Raw genomic sequence first — 14,834 nt, 5'->3', positions numbered from 1 at the left:
GTCCGCGCGGGAACATGAATCGCATGACGGCAGTCACCCACGCGCCACGGACCGATGCCCAGCTCCTCGCCGCGTACGCCGAGTCCCGCGACCCGCAGCTGCGGGCGGCGCTCGTCGAGCGGTTCATGCCCCTAGCTCGCTCGATCGCCAAGCGTTACCGCAAGGCGGAAGAGCCGTTTGACGACCTCTTGCAGGTCGCGAGCCTCGGGCTGTTGAAGGCCGTCGACCGCTTTGATCCTGACCGCGGCATCGCGTTCTCGTCCTTCGCCGTGCCGACGATCGTCGGCGAGCTGCGTCGGCACTTCCGCGACCGCTGCTGGTCGGTCCGACCTCCCCGCGAGCTGCAAGAGCGCGCGCTGGAGGTCGACAAGTACCGCTCCGAGCTGACCACGCGCCTTGGGCGCGCCCCGTCGGTGCGCGAGATCGGCCAGGCCCTCGAGCTCGACGACGAGCAGGTTCTGGAGGCGCTGCAGGCCCAGCAGGGCATGCGCGCCGCGTCGTTGGATGCGCCGCGCGGGGGCGGCGAGGACAACGACGCGACGTTGGCCGACGCGCACGGCAGCTTCGATCCTGAGCTGATGCGGGCCGAGCATCGCGCGACGATCGCCCGCCTCTTCGAGCGGCTGGACGAGCGCGAGCAGCACGTGCTGCGCCTGCGGTTCCAGGAGGACATGACCCAGGAGCAGATCGGCAAGATCGTCGGGGTCTCCCAGATGCAGGTCTCGCGGATCATCCGCGGCGCGATCGCCAAGCTGTCGGCGGCGCGCGGCGACGTCTGACCCGCCGCCTGGTGACGAACCAGTCAGTTCCCGTTCAGGTCGTTCGGGATAGGGTCTTGCCATGAGCGGCAACCTTGCCTCGATCCTGACCGATTCGGCCGCCCAGTTCGGCGACCGCCTGGCCATCAAGCTCGACGACGTCGAGTTCAACTACGAGTTGCTCGACCAGGCCGCCGCGAGGGTGGCGGCCATGCTGAAGGCCAAGGGACTTCAGCCCGGTGATCGCGTCGGGATCATGCTCCCGAACGTCCCGTACTTCCCGGTGGCCTACTACGGCGTGCTGCGCGCCGGCGGCGTCGTCGTCCCGATGAACGTGCTGCTCAAGGCGCGCGAGGTCGGGTTCTACCTGAAGGATCCGGGCGCGAAGATCCTGTTCGCGTGGCACGACTTCCTTGACGCCGCTTCTGTCGGAGCTGAAGAGGCCGGCGCCGAGATCATCAACGTCAAGCCGGGCGAGATCGAGCCGCTGATCTTCGAGCACGAGCCGGACTTCGACGTGGCCGCGGTCGAGGAGTCCGACACCGCGGTGATCTTGTACACGTCGGGGACGACCGGGCAGCCCAAGGGCGCCGAGCTGACCCACACCAACCTGAAGCGCAACGCGGAAGAGGCGGCCAACCTCTTCGACTTGAAGGAGACGGCGGTCGTGCTCGGCGCGCTGCCGTTGTTCCACTCCTTCGGGCAGACGTGCGGGATGAACGCGACGATCTCGCGCGGCGGCTGCCTGACCCTGATCCCGCGCTTTGACCCGGCCAAGGCGCTGGAGATCATCGCGCGCGACAAGGTCCAGGTCTTCGAGGGCGTGCCGACGATGTACGGCGCGATGCTGCACCTGCCGGATCGCGAGAAGTACGACACGTCGTCGCTGTCGCTGTGCGCTTCGGGCGGCGCCGCGCTGCCGGTCGAGTTGTTGAAGGGCTTCGACGAGGCGTTCGAGTGCAAGATCCTCGAGGGCTACGGGCTGAGCGAGACGTCGCCGGTGGCGTCGTTCAACCACCCTGACAAGGAGCGCAAGCCCGGGTCGATCGGCACGCCGATCAACGGCGTCGAGATGAAGGTCGTCGATGAGGACGGCAAGGAGGTCCCGCTCGGCGACGTCGGCGAGATCGTCATCAAGGGCCACAACGTCATGAAGGGCTACTGGAACCGTCCGGACGCGACGGCCGACGCCATCAAGGACGGGTGGTTCCACAGCGGCGACATGGCCAAGGTGGACGACGACGGCTACTTCTTCATCGTCGACCGCAAGAAGGACATGATCATCCGCGGCGGCTACAACGTGTACCCGCGCGAGATCGAGGAAGTGCTGTACGAGCACCCGGCTGTGCGCGAGGCCGCGGTCGTCGCCGTGCCGCACGACGATCTGGGGGAGGAGGTCGGCGCTGCCGTCGTCCTCAAGGACGGTGAGTCGGTCAGCGCCGAAGACCTCCAGGCGTACGTGAAGGAGAACGTCGCGGCCTACAAGTACCCGCGCTCGATCTGGTTCGTCGACGAGCTGCCCAAGGGCCCGACGGGCAAGATCCTCAAGCGCGAGATCGACGTGCCGGCGAAGGCCGATACTGCATAAGTCGGTCCACTGAACAGCGTAAGGGCGCCCTTTCGGGCGCCCGAGCGCTGAGCTTCACGGTCCATTCACTGACGAACCGGCGCGTTCCTGGTACGTTCCCGGCGACCGGCCGGGGATGAGATCCGGCGTAAGCAGGTAGTTGGAGGAACTCGCTGACATGGCCAGCGGAATCGTGAAGTGGTTCAGTGACGACAAGGGCTTTGGCTTCATCACGCCCGACGAGGGCGGCAAAGACCTGTTCGTCCACCATTCCGCCATCATCGCCGATGGCTACCGCTCCCTCCCTGAGGGCGCGCAGGTGACCTACGAGGAAGAGGCCGGGGACAAGGGTCCCAAGGCCATCAACGTCCAGCGCAGCTAGTAGGTCGCCGGCCTCGTCCTGCTCTACGTGAGCAGGATCACGAGGATGATGATGAGTAACAGGGTGCCGAGTCCGATGTACATGGACTCGGTCTACCCCTGCCTTCAAATCGTCACGCCGAGTACCACTCCACTTTCTTGACCACGCGCCGCGCTTAGGATCGCGCCGTGTCGTTCACGCACAAGAACCTCAAGCAGGACCTCGACGACGTCGGGTCCAACTTCGATGGCGCGCCTGGCCTTGAGTTCCGCATGGCGACCCATGCGCTCGGGCTGGAGCAGTCCGGTCTGAGCTACCAGTCCATCCCGCCCGGCTATCGCTTTCCGTACGGCCACACGCACAAGACGCAGGAAGAGGTGTTCGTGGTCGTGGGCGGGAGTGGGCGGATGAAGCTCGATGACGAGGTCGTCGAGCTCAAGCAGTGGGACGCGGTGCGCGTCCCGCCCGGTGTGTGGCGCGGCTATGAGGCCGGACCCGAGGGCCTTGAGATCCTCGTCATCGGCGCGCCCAGCCTCGGCGAGGCGCAGCGCGAGGACGTCGAAGGCCGGCGCGACTGGTGGGCCGCCTAGTGGTCGGCGACCGGCGCGCCGTCAGGCTCCACCGGTAGTCCCTGCTCGCTCCAGTCAATTAGGCCGCCGGCCAAGCTGTAGGCCTCGAAGCCCGCGGCGCGGAAGGCCTGGGCGGCCATCAGGGAGCGGCCGCCGACGCGGCACTGGAAGACGACGGGCTTGTCCTGCTCGATCTCCGAAGCCCGGGACTGCAGCTCGCCGATCGGGATGTGCTTCACGTCGCCCGGGATGTGCGACGTGTCCCACTCGGACTGCTCGCGGACGTCGACCAGTTGGACCTCACCGGCCTCGAAGCGGCGCTGGGTCTCGGCGGGTGTGACTTCGATCTCGTTCTCGCTCACGCGCCGGAGTCTAGAAACTCCGGCGCGCGGGTGGAGAATCCCCTACGGCTTCGCCAACACGAAGCGGCCCGCGAGGCGGTGCAGCTCCTCGGCGGATCGCGTCAGCTCCTGGGCCGACGCGACGATCTGCTTGGTGGAGACGACGGTCTGCGAAGACGACGCCGCGACCTGCTGGGCGGCGGCGGAGGACTGCTCGGCCACCGTGGCGACCTCGCCGACGTCCGCGTCGACCTTCGAGGAGCCCTCGGCGATCGCGCCGATCGACGCGGCGATCTCCGCCACGCGACCGGACGTCACCTCGACGGCCTCGCCGATCTCGGCAAAGGACGCGCGGGCGGCCTCGACCGTCGCGACGCCCTCAGACGTGCGCGCCGCGCCGTCCTCGACGACCGTCAAGGCGCGGTCGGTCTCGGTCTGGATCTCGGCGATCAGCCCCGCGATCGACGACGCCGCCTGCTGCGACTCGTCGGCCAGCTTGCGAACCTCTTCGGCCACAACGGCAAAGCCCCGGCCCTGCTCGCCGGCACGGGCCGCCTCGATCGCCGCGTTCAAAGCCAACAGGTTGGTCTGCTCGGCGATGCCGCCGATCGTGTCGACCATCGAGCCGATGCGCGAGGAGCGCTCGCCCAGCGAGCGGATCGTCGCGGTGACCTCGGCGGACGCGCCGCTCACGGCCATCATCGCCTCAGACGCCGCGCCCACCGCGGTGGCCCCGGCATGCGCCAGCTCACGGGCGCGCCCGGCCTGGCCGGCAGCCTCGGCTGCGCCACGGGCGGACTCGCCCGTCGCGGTCGCCACGTCGGACGACAGCCCGCGGACGTCCACGACCGCCGACACCTGGCGCTCGGCGCCCGACGCGACGTCGGCCACGGCCCGGGCGATCTCGTCGACCGCGCGGCCAGCCTCATCAGCATCAACAACCACTCGGCCGGAGACGCTTGCCACCGTCTCAGCGGCCACCGTCAGGTCCGTGACCATCCGGCGCAGGCCGGCGGTCATCGCGGCGAGCGAGCGACGCAGCTCATCGCGGTCGGAGCGCGGCGGCAGCTCTTCAGAAAGATCGCCCTCGGCGACACGGCCGGCGTGGGCCGCGATCACCCGCAGCTCGACGAGCATGCGCTCGACGGCGCCGGCCGAGCGGCCGACCTCGTCGTAGTCGTGGACGAGCAGCGCGACGTCGGGCTGAAGGTCGCCGTCGGCGATCGAGTTCGCGGCGCGCGAGATCGCGCTCAGCCGCTTCTTGATCTCCAGCTGCGACCACAGCGCCATCGCGGCGACGCCCACTAGGAAGAAGACGGTTCCGCCCAGGAACCAGTTCTGAGCCGCGTCAATACCCGGCTGTGGGTGCTTCGGGTCGATGCTGGAGATCTTCCCCAGCACGATCGTGATCTCCGCGCTCATGAATACGAGCAGCGCGATAACGGCCAGCACGATTCGCGTCCGCGTGGACGCGAAACGACTGACCTTGTGGGTCCCCTCCACCTCGGTCATATCCCGGTCGTCGGCAAACGGACATGACTCTTGAGCGGTGGACTCCGATCCTCAACCCCAAAACAGGTTGAAAAGCCCGAATTGCTGCTCGGGCCTCCACGCGACCTCGCGGCCGAGCCGCATGCGCAGCGCGTCGTTGAGCCGCACGAACCGCCAGGCGTGCAGCGCGTCGGTCGCGGCGAGGTTGCCGTCGGGGACGATCAGGGTCCCGGCGGCCGGGCCGGAGGTCGCCGCGGCCATCAGCGCGACGCCGACCTCGGGCGAGCTCGCCGCGATCGCGGTCCCCGCACCCCAGGGCGAGGCGATCGCGTAGCCCGCCAGGCCGTGGACGCCCCCGGGCGCGCCGACGCCCGCCAGCGGGTGGATCGCGTCCAGGACCGCGTCGCGTCGCTCACCCGTGGCGGCGAGGTCGAGCGCGCGGATCTTGGAGCGGTCGATGTCGGCCAGGCGCTGGAGGTCCAGCGGCGGCGCCGCGCCGGCCACGCCGCGCCAGGCGACCGCGCGCTCCTCGCTGACGAAGCCGAGGCGCTCGTAGACCGGGCGCCCAGCCTCGGTCGCGTAGAGCAGGACGGTCGCGGCGCCGTGAGAGCGCAGCCAACGCACGGCGGCCTCGGTCAGCGCGGTCCCGAGGCCGCGACGGCGGGCCTCAGGGGCGACGCCGACCGCGCCGATCCAGCCGGAGGTCGCAAACGCCGCGGTGCAGGCGACGCCGATGACCGAGTTGCCCGGGCCCTCGGCGACGAGGATCGCGCCGTTGGGCGCGTTGCGCGGGTACTCCAGCAGCCGCGCGACCTGGGAGCCGAACCCAGCACGGCGCAGGACATCGACCGCGAGGGGCACCTCGCGGTCCATGGCCGGTCGGATGGCCGAGGCAAGCCGCACCGGCCGGAATCTAGCCCAGCGGGCTCAGTATCGCGGCGGTGGCGGGTCCGGGTAACGGTCGCGGGTCACGACGGTCTCCGATCGACGCGGCGCGAGCAGCAGGACCAGCGAGAGGACCAGCCCGATGATGCCGACGATCATCAGGATCAAGCCGACGGTCGTGAGGTCCACGCCGCTGATCGAGTCCGTGACCGCGAACTTGAGGATCGCGCCGGCCGCGATCAGGAAGAGGGACGTTCCGATGCCCATAGAGCCGGGTGTACCCCACGATCAATACGCTTCAACGCGCTATGAGCGCGACCGTGAGCGACGTCTACGACATCCCCCAAGAGCTGAAGGACTTCCGCGACCTCGTCCGGCAGATCGCCGTCGAGCGCGTGGGCCCGCGAGCGGCCGAGATCGACGCTAAGGACGAGTACCCGTGGGACCTGCGGGAGCTGCTGGCCGAGAACGACATCCTGGCGCTGCCCTACGCCGAGGAGTTCGGCGGGACCGGAACCGGCACGTTGATGTTGCAGATGGCGGTCGAGGAGCTGGCCAAGCAGAGCGCGTCGGTCGCGCTGATGCTGATGGTCCAGGAGCTGGGGTCGCTGCCGATCGCGCTGTTCGGAAGCGACGAGATGAAGGCGCGGTTCCTCCCCAGGTGCGCCACGGGCGAGTGGTCGCCGGCGTTCTGCCTGAGCGAGTCCGAGTCGGGCTCCGACGCCGCGGCGATGCGCACGACCGCGCGGCTGGATGGTGACGAGTGGGTGATCAACGGGACCAAGTCCTGGATCACGAACGCGGGGATCGCCGACTTCTACGTGGTGTTCGCGGTGACCGATCGCGAGAACCGGCGCGTGACGGCGTTCGTCGTGGAGAAGGACCGTCCAGGGTTCTCGGTGCCGAAGTACGAGCACAAGCTCGGGATCCACGGGTCGCCGACGGGCCAGCCGGTCTTCGAGGACGTCCGCGTCCCGCCGGAGAACGTGATCGGCGAGGTCGGGCGCGGCATGAGCGTCGCCCTGGGCACGCTGGAGCGGACCCGGCTGGGGGCTGCCGCGCAGGCAGTCGGGATCGCGCAGGGTGCGGTCGACTACGCGGTCCAGTACGCCAAGGAGCGCACGGCGTTCGGCAAGCCGATCCTCGAGTTGCAGGGCCTCCAGTTCAAGCTCGCGGACATGCAGACGCGGACCGCCGCGGCGCGCGAGCTGCTTTACAAGGCCTGCACGAAGATGGACCGCGGCGAGGCGGACAAGGCGATGTACTCGTCGATGGCCAAGCTGTTTGCCTCCGACACCGCCATGTACGTGACCGTCGAGGCGGTCCAGGTGCTGGGCGGCTACGGCTACGTGACCGAGTATCCGGTCGAGCGGATGATGCGCGACGCCAAGATCACCCAGATCTACGAGGGCACCAACGAGGTCCAGCGCGTGGTCATTGCGCGCCAGCTGGCCAAGTAGTCGTCGCGAGCTGCGGTGCGCGGGGCACTAAGCTGGGCGAAGACGCCCATGCCCCTGCGCCGCACGCTTTTCGCCGCTGTGATCGCCACGAGCCTCGGGCTCACGGTGATCGTCCTGTTGGAAGGCCGGTTCTCGACGATCCGGATGTTCCGGATCCTCGAGGCGGTGGGGATCTTGATCGTCGCGGCCGCGGCGCTGCTCGGCGCCATGGCGATCGTCGGCGTGAAGATGGCCGGCTGGACCGAGCCCGAGAGCGAGGCCGAGTTCGACCGCGTCGTGATGCGCGCCGAGCGCCTCGCCCGCGACGGCACCGCCGCCGAGCCGACCGAGGACCAGTTCCTCGAGCTGGACCCGTACAACGACGATGACTTCGAGGAGCTCGTCCGCGACGCGATGGACGACCTTCCGGACCTCCTGCGCGCCGCGCTGGACCGCAACGTCGCCGTCGTCATCAGCGACCAGGGCCGCCGCCACAACGCCTACGGCCTCTACAACGGCGACGGTGCCACCCGCGACGACTACCCCGACAAGATCATCATCTTCCGCGACACCCTCCGTCGCGACTTCGGCCACAACGCCGACCTCCTCCGCCACCAGGTCACCGTGACCGTCCGCCACGAACTCGCGCATCACATCGGGTTCGACGAGCTGGGCGTTCGGGACCTGGGGCTGTAGCCGCACGCGACCCGCGCGTTCTTCACACGCACGGCGTACGCACGAACGCGTGCGCGATCGCGCATGTCAAAGGGTATTTCCGCGCGATCGCGTACATTGTGCGCGATCACGCATATCGCGCGCGATCGTGCTGGATTGAGCAATCGCATGCGCGATCGCGCACACGCATATGGCCGACGAACGCATGAAAAGGCCTCGCGCGGCTGCTCGACGCTCACGCTGTGCAGCCTGGTCGCGATCGCCTGGCGGTCGCTGACCACGCCGTCTTCCACCTGCTCGTGGGCAATGCCGACGCACACGCCAAGAACATGTCCTTGCTTCACGTCGAGGACGGAGTGCGTCTCGCGCCGCTGTACGACGTCGTCTCGACCGCCGTCTACCCGGACCTGAACCAAGACCTCGCGCTGGGCATCGGCACCGCGTTCGCGGTCGAGGAGCTGAACCCGCTCGCGTGGTCGGACTTCGCCGAGGACCTGGGTCTGCGCCCGGTGGCGTTCGAGCGCCGGCGACGCCAGCTGGCGGGACGGGTGTTGTTGGAGGCCGCGGCGCTGCGAGTGGTGGCGCGCGAGGAGGGCTGGTGGGCGCCGGTCGTCGACGCCGTGGTCGACGTCATCGAGACGCGCGCCGCGCTCATCGCTGGCTCCTGAGCCGGCACCGCTTGACAACTGTTCTGAACACCGGAACACTCCCGTCGCATGCCGGTCGAGCGCTCGAATGTTCCCGAGCAGGTGTTCCGTCAGCTTGTCGCCGCCGTCCTCGACGGTCGCTATGAGCCGGGGGAGCGGCTGCCGCCGCAGCGCGCTCTCGCGCAGGATCTCGGCGTCAACATGGCGTCGTTGCGCGAGGGGATCAAGCGGCTGGAGCAGCTGCGGTTGGTCGAGGTTCGCCATGGCGATGCGATGCGGGTCACCGACTGGAAGGTGTCGGCGGGGCTTGATGTCCTCGCGCATGCGGTGACGGTCGATCCGGCGCTGACGAAGGCGTTGTTCGAGGCGCGGCGGCTGTTGCTGGTGGAGGCGGCGCGGCTGGCGGCGGAGCGGCGGACGGATGGGCACGTCAAGGCCTTGAACAGCCTCGCGGACGGGGTCGAGAACGCGCCGGACGATGGTGCGGCGCAGATGGCCGACCTGATGTTCATGGCGACGGTCATCGACGCGTCCGACAACTTGGTGTTCTCGTTGATCCTCAACTCGATCCGCGAGCTGTACCTGTCCAACTTGGAGCGGTTCCGGCCGCTGGTCGTCGATCGCGAGGAGCTGTTGCCGCTCTATCGCCGCGTGGCTAAGGCGATCGACAACGGCGACGCCACTCGCGCGGCAAACGCGATCGAGAAGCTCTCCGCCCATCAAGAACGCCGCATGGTCGAGGCGGACGGATGAGCGCGGTGCTCTCGCGCTGGGAGGCGCGCACGTTCGCGTGCCTGGCCGACACCCTTCTGGCGCCGCTGCCGCCGTTGCCGCCGATCACTGCGACCGACGCCGTCGAGGCGTTCGACCGCTGGCTCACCAAGGCGCCACGCCTGAACCGCCTTGGCGCGCGTGCCCTGCTGCTGACGCTGGCCGCGGCGCGCTGGCCGCGCAAGCCGCGTGCGCAGCGGCTCGCGGGGATCGAGCGCACGGCCAAGCGTGGTCCGGCCGGCCGCGGGATCGTCGAAGCGCTGCGCGCCGCCGCCGCGGTCTCCTACTACGGCGACGCCCGCGTCGCCGCGCTGCTCGGCTACGAGCCAAGGCCTACGCCATGACCTTGATCGCCGAGCCCAGAGCCCCGGCCGGCGGCGTCATCGACGGCCGCCACCTCACCGGCGAGCGCCGGTTGCGCGCCGACGTCTGCGTCATCGGCTCCGGCGCGGGCGGCGCGCCCGTCGCGGCGTTGCTCGCGCAAGCCGGCGCCAAGGTTGTCGTCCTCGAAGACGGCCAGGCCTTCCACACCGCGCAGCTGACCGCCCGCCCGCGCGACATGACCGCGACGCTCTACCGCGACGCCGGCCAGTTCTCCACCCTCGGCACGCCTCCGATCATGCTCCCGACCGGCCGCGCGGTCGGCGGCACGACGCTGATCAACTCCGGCACCTGCTTCCGCGCGCCCGACGCGCTGCAACGGCAATGGAAGCAAGAGCTAGGACTCGAAGACGACCTCACCCCGTTCTACGAGCGCGCGGAGCAGACGCTCCACGTCGCGCAAGTTCCTGAACAACTTGCCGGCGCCAACGCCCGCATCGCCAAGCGCGGCGCCGAGGCCCTCGGCTGGTCCGGCGACTTCCTGCATCGCAACGCGCGCGGCTGCGTCGGCTCCGGCGTCTGCGCCTTCGGCTGCCCAACCGGTGCCAAGCAGCACGCGGGCGCCGCCTACATGGAGGACGCCCACGCGGCTGGCGCGATCACCTACGCCTGCACGCGCGCGACGCGCGTCATCATCAACAACGGCCGTGCCCGCGGCGTCGAGGCCCGCACGCGCGCCGGCGGCCGCGTCAGCGTCACTGCGAGCGAGGTCGTCCTCGCCGCCGGTGCCCTCCACACCCCGCTCCTGCTCGCCGCCTCCGGCGTCACGCACCCCGACCTCGGCCGCCACCTGACGATCCACCCGTGCACCGCTGCCTGGGCGATCATGGACGAGGTCGTCGACATGGCCCGCGGCGTCCCGCAGTCCTACGGCATCGACGAGTTCGCCGATGAGGGCCTGATGCTCGAAGGCATCGCGGGGCCGCCCGACTACCTGGCGATGGCGGTGCCCTTCAGCGGCGACGCCCACCGCGAGCTGATGCTCAGCTACCGCAACGTCGCGCAGTTTGGGCTGATGCTCAAAGAGACCTCGCGCGGCCACGTCGCGACCAGTGCGCTGGCGCGCCGCGGCGGTCGCCCGCTGGTCCGCTACGACCTCAACGACCGCGACGCCCAGACGGTCAAGCGCGGCGTCGAACGGCTCGCCGAGCTGCTCTTCGCCGCGGGCGCCAAGCGCGTGATCCTCCCGATCGCCACGGTTCCGGAGCTGTGCGACGGCGACCTCGCCCCGCTCCGCGACGCGTCGGTGAGGCCCCGTGACCTCAAGTTGATGGCCTTCCACCCGCTCGGCACCGCGCAGATGGGCCGGGTAACCGACGTCCACGGCACGGTCCGCGGCGTCGAAGGCCTTCATGTCGCCGATGGCTCGGCCGTTCCCGGCCCGCTCGGCGTCAACCCGCAGATGACGATCTACGCGCTCGCCCTCAGGCTGGCCGAGCGCCTGAGACAAGGAGCACCGACATGTCGTTCTTGATCGATCCGCCCTGGTTGTACGCCAACGGCCGGATCCTCGCCGAGCACGTCGAGCCGTCCCAGCGGGACAAGCTCGCCGCCGCCACCCTCGGCGTCTTCATCGTGACCAGCGTCAGCCTCTACCTCGACGCCCGCTGGACCAAGCCGATCTGGCGCCTCTGCCGCGCGCGGTCCGGTCGCGACTGGATGCTCAACTCGGGCGTCTTCAAGCTCGACCCCGACAAGGCCGGCACGCCGACGCATCTGCTTTCCGGCGCGGCCTTCGCCACCTATCCTCTGTGGCTATGGCTGGGTCTGCGACACGGCCGGGACTAACGGCGCGCTTCCCGTCGTTCGGTGACGACGGCGGGTACGAGTCGTTCTACGTCCGCGCCGTCGACCCGAACGGCCCGCGCTCGGTGTGGCTGCGCCACACCGTCCTGAAGGCCCCTAACGGTCCGCCGATCGGCTCGACCTGGTTGACGATCTTCGACGCCTCCAGGCCTGAGCCCTTGGCCTACAAGGCCTCGGAGACCGAGCCGGGCACAGACGGCTGGCTGAAGGTCGGCGACAGCGTCTTCGGCCCGTCGGGTGTCCACGGCTCCGCGGGCCCGGCCGAGTGGGACCTCGACTGGCGCGGCGACGAGCCGGTCCTGCGGCACCTGCCCAAGTCCTTCATGTACAGCGCGCCGCTGCCGAAGACCAAGCTCGAGTCGCCGCATCCGGCCGTCAAGGTGTCCGGCCGCGTCACCATCAACAACACCACCGTGACCCTTGACGATTGGCCGGGGATGGTGGGGCACAACTGGGGCGCCCAGCACGCCGAGCGCTGGATCTGGCTGCACGGCACCCTGTTCGAGGATCGTCCTGACGACTGGCTGGACATCGCGCTCGGCCGCGTGCGCATCGGCCCGGTTCAGACGCCGTGGGTCGCCAACGGGGTGGTTTCGCTGAACGGCGAGCGGCTGCGGATCGGCGGCGTGGCGACGCTCCCGCGCGTGCACGAGCAGCCCAGCGCGCTGGACCTGCGCGTCGGCGGCCCTGACGCGCAGCTGCGCCTCACCGCGCACAGCCCGCGCGATCAGATCGCGGTCTGGCGCTACGCCGACCCCGACGGCCATGAGCACCACGTTGCGAACTGCTCGATTGCCGACCTGGAGGCCGTCGTCATCCCCGACGGCCGCACCTCGCAGGTGCTGCGTACCGCTTACGGCGGCACCTATGAGCTGGGGATGCGGGAGGTCCCGACAGGCCTTCCAATCCTGCCGTTCCCGGATCCGTGATCAAGTCCTACGTGTATATGTGCTCGCCGGCTTCCGCGTCCGGCGAGCACCGCCTCGTCGCGCTGGTGGATCGCGGCAAGGCCGCGGCCGCCCAGTGCCCATCGCGGGATTGCGAGTCCCCGTCCTGGTGGTCCTAGTTGCTCTTGGGCGACACGTTCGTCCAAGGCGTTTCATCGATTCGGTTCGACTGTAAGGACAACGCAAGTCTTGAGTCAAGGGCAGAATCGGCCACCAGAAACCAGAGAAGAGCGCTGAACGGCTCTAAGCGTTACTGTGCGGTCCCGTTTTCAGAACGAAGCCATGCCAGCACGGCAAGAACGCGGAGGTTGCCGCCCGCTGCGGTGTGCAGGCCGAGCTTCCCGAAGATGTTCGTGACGTGCTTCTCGACCGCGCCGTCGGTCACGACGAGCTTCTGAGCGATCGCAGAGTTGGAAAGGCCCTGGGCCATCAGCTCCATGACCTCCCGCTCGCGCGGGGTCAGCTCTTGGAGCGGGTCGTCGGCGCGGCGGCGTGCGAGCAACTGGCTGACCACCTCCTGGTCGATCGCCGTTCCGCCGGCCGCGACGCGGTCGACCTGTGCCACGAAGTCCGACGGGTCGGCGACGCGGTCCTTGAGCAGGTAGCCGACGGCGCCGGCGCCATCGGCCAGCAGCTCGGCGGCGTAGGACTCCTCGACGTACTGCGACAGCACCAGCACCGGCGTGCCGGGGACGCGCTGACGGGCCTCCAGCGCCGCGCGCAGCCCCTCGTCGCGCTGGGACGGCGGCAGGCGCACGTCGACGATCGCGATATCGGGCCGGTGCTCGTCGATCGCCTCGACCAGCGACGGTCCGTCGCCGACCGCGGCGACGACCTCATGGCCGTGGGCGACCAGCAGCCGTACGAGCCCGTCGCGCAGCAGCACGAGGTCCTCGGCGATCACGATCCGCATGGCAGCTCCGCGCGCAGCAGCGTGCCCTTGCCCTTCGGCGAGGCGACCAGCAGCTTGCCGTCGAGCGCCTCGACGCGCCCGCGCAGGCCACCGATGCCGGTGCCGCGCGTCTCGTCCAGGCCACCCGCGCCGTCGTCGTGCACCTTGACCACCAACATGCCTTGCTCGATTCTCCCGCTGATCTCACAGCGCGACGCGCCGCTGTGCTTGGCGACGTTCGCCAGCGCCTCGGCGACCGTGAAGTAGGCGGCGGACTCGATCGCCGCCGACAGCCGATCCGGCAAGTCGATCGCGACCGTGCACGGCACCGGGCAGCGGGCGGCCAGCGCGCTGATCGCCGCGTCGAGGCCGCGGTCGGTGAGGATCGCGGGGTGGATGCCGCGCGCGAGGTCGCGCAGCTCGACCAACGCGGTCTTGGCGTCCTCATGGGCGTCGGCGAGCATCTGCGCAGCGGCCTGTGGGTCGCGCTCGATCTGCTCGCGCGCCATGCCGATCTCCATCGCCAGCGCGACCAGGCGCGCCTGCGCGCCGTCGTGCAAATCGCGCTCGATGCGGCGCAGCTCGATGGCGGCGGCGTCGACCGCGCCCGCGCGGGAGACCTGCAGCTCGGCGATCCGCTCCTCCTCGCGGCCCTCCAGCAGGGCCTCGATGAGCTTGGCCTGTCCCCAGGCGCTGCCGCGCAGGCCCCATGCGCCGAGGATCGTCAGCGGCGGGCCGGTGACCACGGCGAAGAGGATCAGCCATCCGATCGAGTGGATCGTCGTGACGCCCAACTCGACGCCCTCGGGCAGTGCCCAGCCCCACAGCGGCACGGTTAGAAAGCCGAGGCCGATCGACCAGGCGGTCAGGCCCGCCACGAAGCACGCGGTCCCGACGCCGAACGAGAGGACCAACCACACCATCTCGCGCCACGTCATCGGGTCGGTGAGCGCGGAGCGCAGGCGCGCTAGGAAGCCGTCGCCGCGCCACGGACGCGTCGAGCGCGGCAGCGGGACGCCGGCCAGCGCGCCGCGCATCCGCTCCAGGTCGGCCCACCAGCACGTGACCCAGAGATCCCCGTACAACTTGGGGATCCCGATCAAGGTGATGATCAACGCCAGCGACGTGATCGGCCCGAGGCAGAACCACGTCAGGCCGAAGATCCCGGAGAGCTGGCCGAGCGAGACGTAGGCCAGGTCTTTCCACGGCGTGGCGGTGAGGGGGAGTTGGACGATGCGGCGCAACACGACTGAACGGAGCATGACCGGCGCGGCGGCGTCGCGCCATGAGGGCGACTGGCGAAG

Annotated in this window: 18 protein-coding genes; 12 read left to right on the top strand and 6 right to left on the bottom strand. The window is 69.7% G+C overall.

The window, feature by feature from the left end:
- Nucleotides 1–23 precede the first annotated feature (23 nt).
- From ACT01A_RS09490 to ACT01A_RS09475, 4 genes are all read left to right on the top strand, one after another.
- Complete coding sequence (locus ACT01A_RS09490) at nucleotides 24–779, top strand: SigB/SigF/SigG family RNA polymerase sigma factor (RefSeq protein ID WP_445152001.1); 756 nt, start codon at nucleotides 24–26, stop codon at nucleotides 777–779.
- A gap of 61 nt (nucleotides 780–840) precedes the next feature.
- The gene (locus ACT01A_RS09485) at nucleotides 841–2,346 is read left to right on the top strand and encodes a long-chain-fatty-acid--CoA ligase (protein ID WP_445152000.1); all 1,506 of its coding nucleotides are present in this window, start codon (nucleotides 841–843) and stop codon (nucleotides 2,344–2,346) included.
- A 157-nt stretch (nucleotides 2,347–2,503) separates the two neighbouring features.
- Nucleotides 2,504–2,707 carry a cold-shock protein gene (locus ACT01A_RS09480; protein WP_445151999.1) on the top strand — a complete coding sequence of 68 codons (204 nt, stop codon included), beginning with the start codon at nucleotides 2,504–2,506 and terminating at the stop codon, nucleotides 2,705–2,707.
- 167 nt (nucleotides 2,708–2,874) lie between these two features.
- Nucleotides 2,875–3,276 (top strand): cupin domain-containing protein, encoded by a 402-nt coding sequence (locus tag ACT01A_RS09475; protein WP_445151998.1) that lies wholly within the window; start codon nucleotides 2,875–2,877, stop codon nucleotides 3,274–3,276.
- Here the strand turns inward: ACT01A_RS09475 and ACT01A_RS09470 are convergent.
- From ACT01A_RS09470 to ACT01A_RS09455, 4 genes are all read right to left on the bottom strand, one after another.
- Nucleotides 3,273–3,617, bottom strand: a complete 345-nt coding sequence (locus tag ACT01A_RS09470) for a rhodanese-like domain-containing protein (protein ID WP_445151997.1) — start codon at nucleotides 3,615–3,617, stop codon at nucleotides 3,273–3,275. The genes ACT01A_RS09475 and ACT01A_RS09470 overlap by 4 nt on opposite strands.
- 42 nt (nucleotides 3,618–3,659) lie before the next feature.
- On the bottom strand, nucleotides 3,660–5,018 hold the full coding sequence (locus tag ACT01A_RS09465) for a methyl-accepting chemotaxis protein (RefSeq protein WP_445151996.1): 1,359 nt from the start codon (nucleotides 5,016–5,018) through the stop codon (nucleotides 3,660–3,662).
- 141 nt (nucleotides 5,019–5,159) lie between these two features.
- Nucleotides 5,160–5,960 carry a GNAT family N-acetyltransferase gene (locus ACT01A_RS09460; RefSeq protein ID WP_445151995.1) on the bottom strand — a complete coding sequence of 267 codons (801 nt, stop codon included), beginning with the start codon at nucleotides 5,958–5,960 and terminating at the stop codon, nucleotides 5,160–5,162.
- A gap of 54 nt (nucleotides 5,961–6,014) precedes the next feature.
- On the bottom strand, nucleotides 6,015–6,239 hold the full coding sequence (locus ACT01A_RS09455; protein ID WP_445151994.1) for a DUF6458 family protein: 225 nt from the start codon (nucleotides 6,237–6,239) through the stop codon (nucleotides 6,015–6,017).
- A 41-nt stretch (nucleotides 6,240–6,280) separates the two neighbouring features.
- Between ACT01A_RS09455 and ACT01A_RS09450 the strand changes: the two genes are divergently transcribed.
- The 8 genes from ACT01A_RS09450 to ACT01A_RS09415 all read left to right on the top strand — a co-directional run bounded on the left by ACT01A_RS09450 (nucleotide 6,281) and on the right by ACT01A_RS09415 (nucleotide 12,620).
- The gene (locus tag ACT01A_RS09450) at nucleotides 6,281–7,432 is read left to right on the top strand and encodes an acyl-CoA dehydrogenase family protein (RefSeq protein ID WP_445151993.1); all 1,152 of its coding nucleotides are present in this window, start codon (nucleotides 6,281–6,283) and stop codon (nucleotides 7,430–7,432) included.
- 48 nt (nucleotides 7,433–7,480) lie between these two features.
- The gene (locus ACT01A_RS09445) at nucleotides 7,481–8,107 is read left to right on the top strand and encodes a metallopeptidase family protein (protein WP_445151992.1); all 627 of its coding nucleotides are present in this window, start codon (nucleotides 7,481–7,483) and stop codon (nucleotides 8,105–8,107) included.
- A 203-nt stretch (nucleotides 8,108–8,310) separates the two neighbouring features.
- Nucleotides 8,311–8,754, top strand: a complete 444-nt coding sequence (locus ACT01A_RS09440; RefSeq protein WP_445152817.1) for a HipA domain-containing protein — start codon at nucleotides 8,311–8,313, stop codon at nucleotides 8,752–8,754.
- 81 nt (nucleotides 8,755–8,835) lie between these two features.
- A complete protein-coding gene (locus ACT01A_RS09435; protein WP_445151991.1) occupies nucleotides 8,836–9,486 on the top strand; it encodes a FadR/GntR family transcriptional regulator in 651 nt (216 codons plus the stop codon).
- Nucleotides 9,483–9,848 carry a hypothetical protein gene (locus tag ACT01A_RS09430; RefSeq protein WP_445151990.1) on the top strand — a complete coding sequence of 122 codons (366 nt, stop codon included), beginning with the start codon at nucleotides 9,483–9,485 and terminating at the stop codon, nucleotides 9,846–9,848. Before ACT01A_RS09435 ends, ACT01A_RS09430 begins: the two co-directional genes overlap by 4 nt.
- The gene (locus ACT01A_RS09425; protein ID WP_445151989.1) at nucleotides 9,845–11,359 is read left to right on the top strand and encodes an FAD-dependent oxidoreductase; all 1,515 of its coding nucleotides are present in this window, start codon (nucleotides 9,845–9,847) and stop codon (nucleotides 11,357–11,359) included. Before ACT01A_RS09430 ends, ACT01A_RS09425 begins: the two co-directional genes overlap by 4 nt.
- Nucleotides 11,347–11,673 (top strand): hypothetical protein, encoded by a 327-nt coding sequence (locus ACT01A_RS09420; RefSeq protein WP_445151988.1) that lies wholly within the window; start codon nucleotides 11,347–11,349, stop codon nucleotides 11,671–11,673. The genes ACT01A_RS09425 and ACT01A_RS09420 overlap by 13 nt, the downstream gene beginning before the upstream one ends.
- On the top strand, nucleotides 11,643–12,620 hold the full coding sequence (locus ACT01A_RS09415) for a hypothetical protein (protein ID WP_445151987.1): 978 nt from the start codon (nucleotides 11,643–11,645) through the stop codon (nucleotides 12,618–12,620). The genes ACT01A_RS09420 and ACT01A_RS09415 overlap by 31 nt, the downstream gene beginning before the upstream one ends.
- Before the next feature lie 268 nt (nucleotides 12,621–12,888).
- Here ACT01A_RS09415 and ACT01A_RS09410 read toward each other — a convergent pair whose 3' ends face one another.
- Both ACT01A_RS09410 and ACT01A_RS09405 read right to left on the bottom strand, forming a co-directional pair.
- Nucleotides 12,889–13,551: a response regulator gene (locus tag ACT01A_RS09410; RefSeq protein ID WP_445151986.1), complete on the bottom strand. Its 663-nt coding sequence runs from the start codon at nucleotides 13,549–13,551 to the stop codon at nucleotides 12,889–12,891.
- Nucleotides 13,539–14,792 carry a sensor histidine kinase gene (locus tag ACT01A_RS09405; protein ID WP_445151985.1) on the bottom strand — a complete coding sequence of 418 codons (1,254 nt, stop codon included), beginning with the start codon at nucleotides 14,790–14,792 and terminating at the stop codon, nucleotides 13,539–13,541. Before ACT01A_RS09405 ends, ACT01A_RS09410 begins: the two co-directional genes overlap by 13 nt.
- Nucleotides 14,793–14,834 lie beyond the last annotated feature (42 nt).

The sequence above is a fragment of the Baekduia sp. Peel2402 genome (genome assembly GCF_052567285.1).
This window is presented reverse-complemented; position numbering and strand designations above follow the sequence as displayed.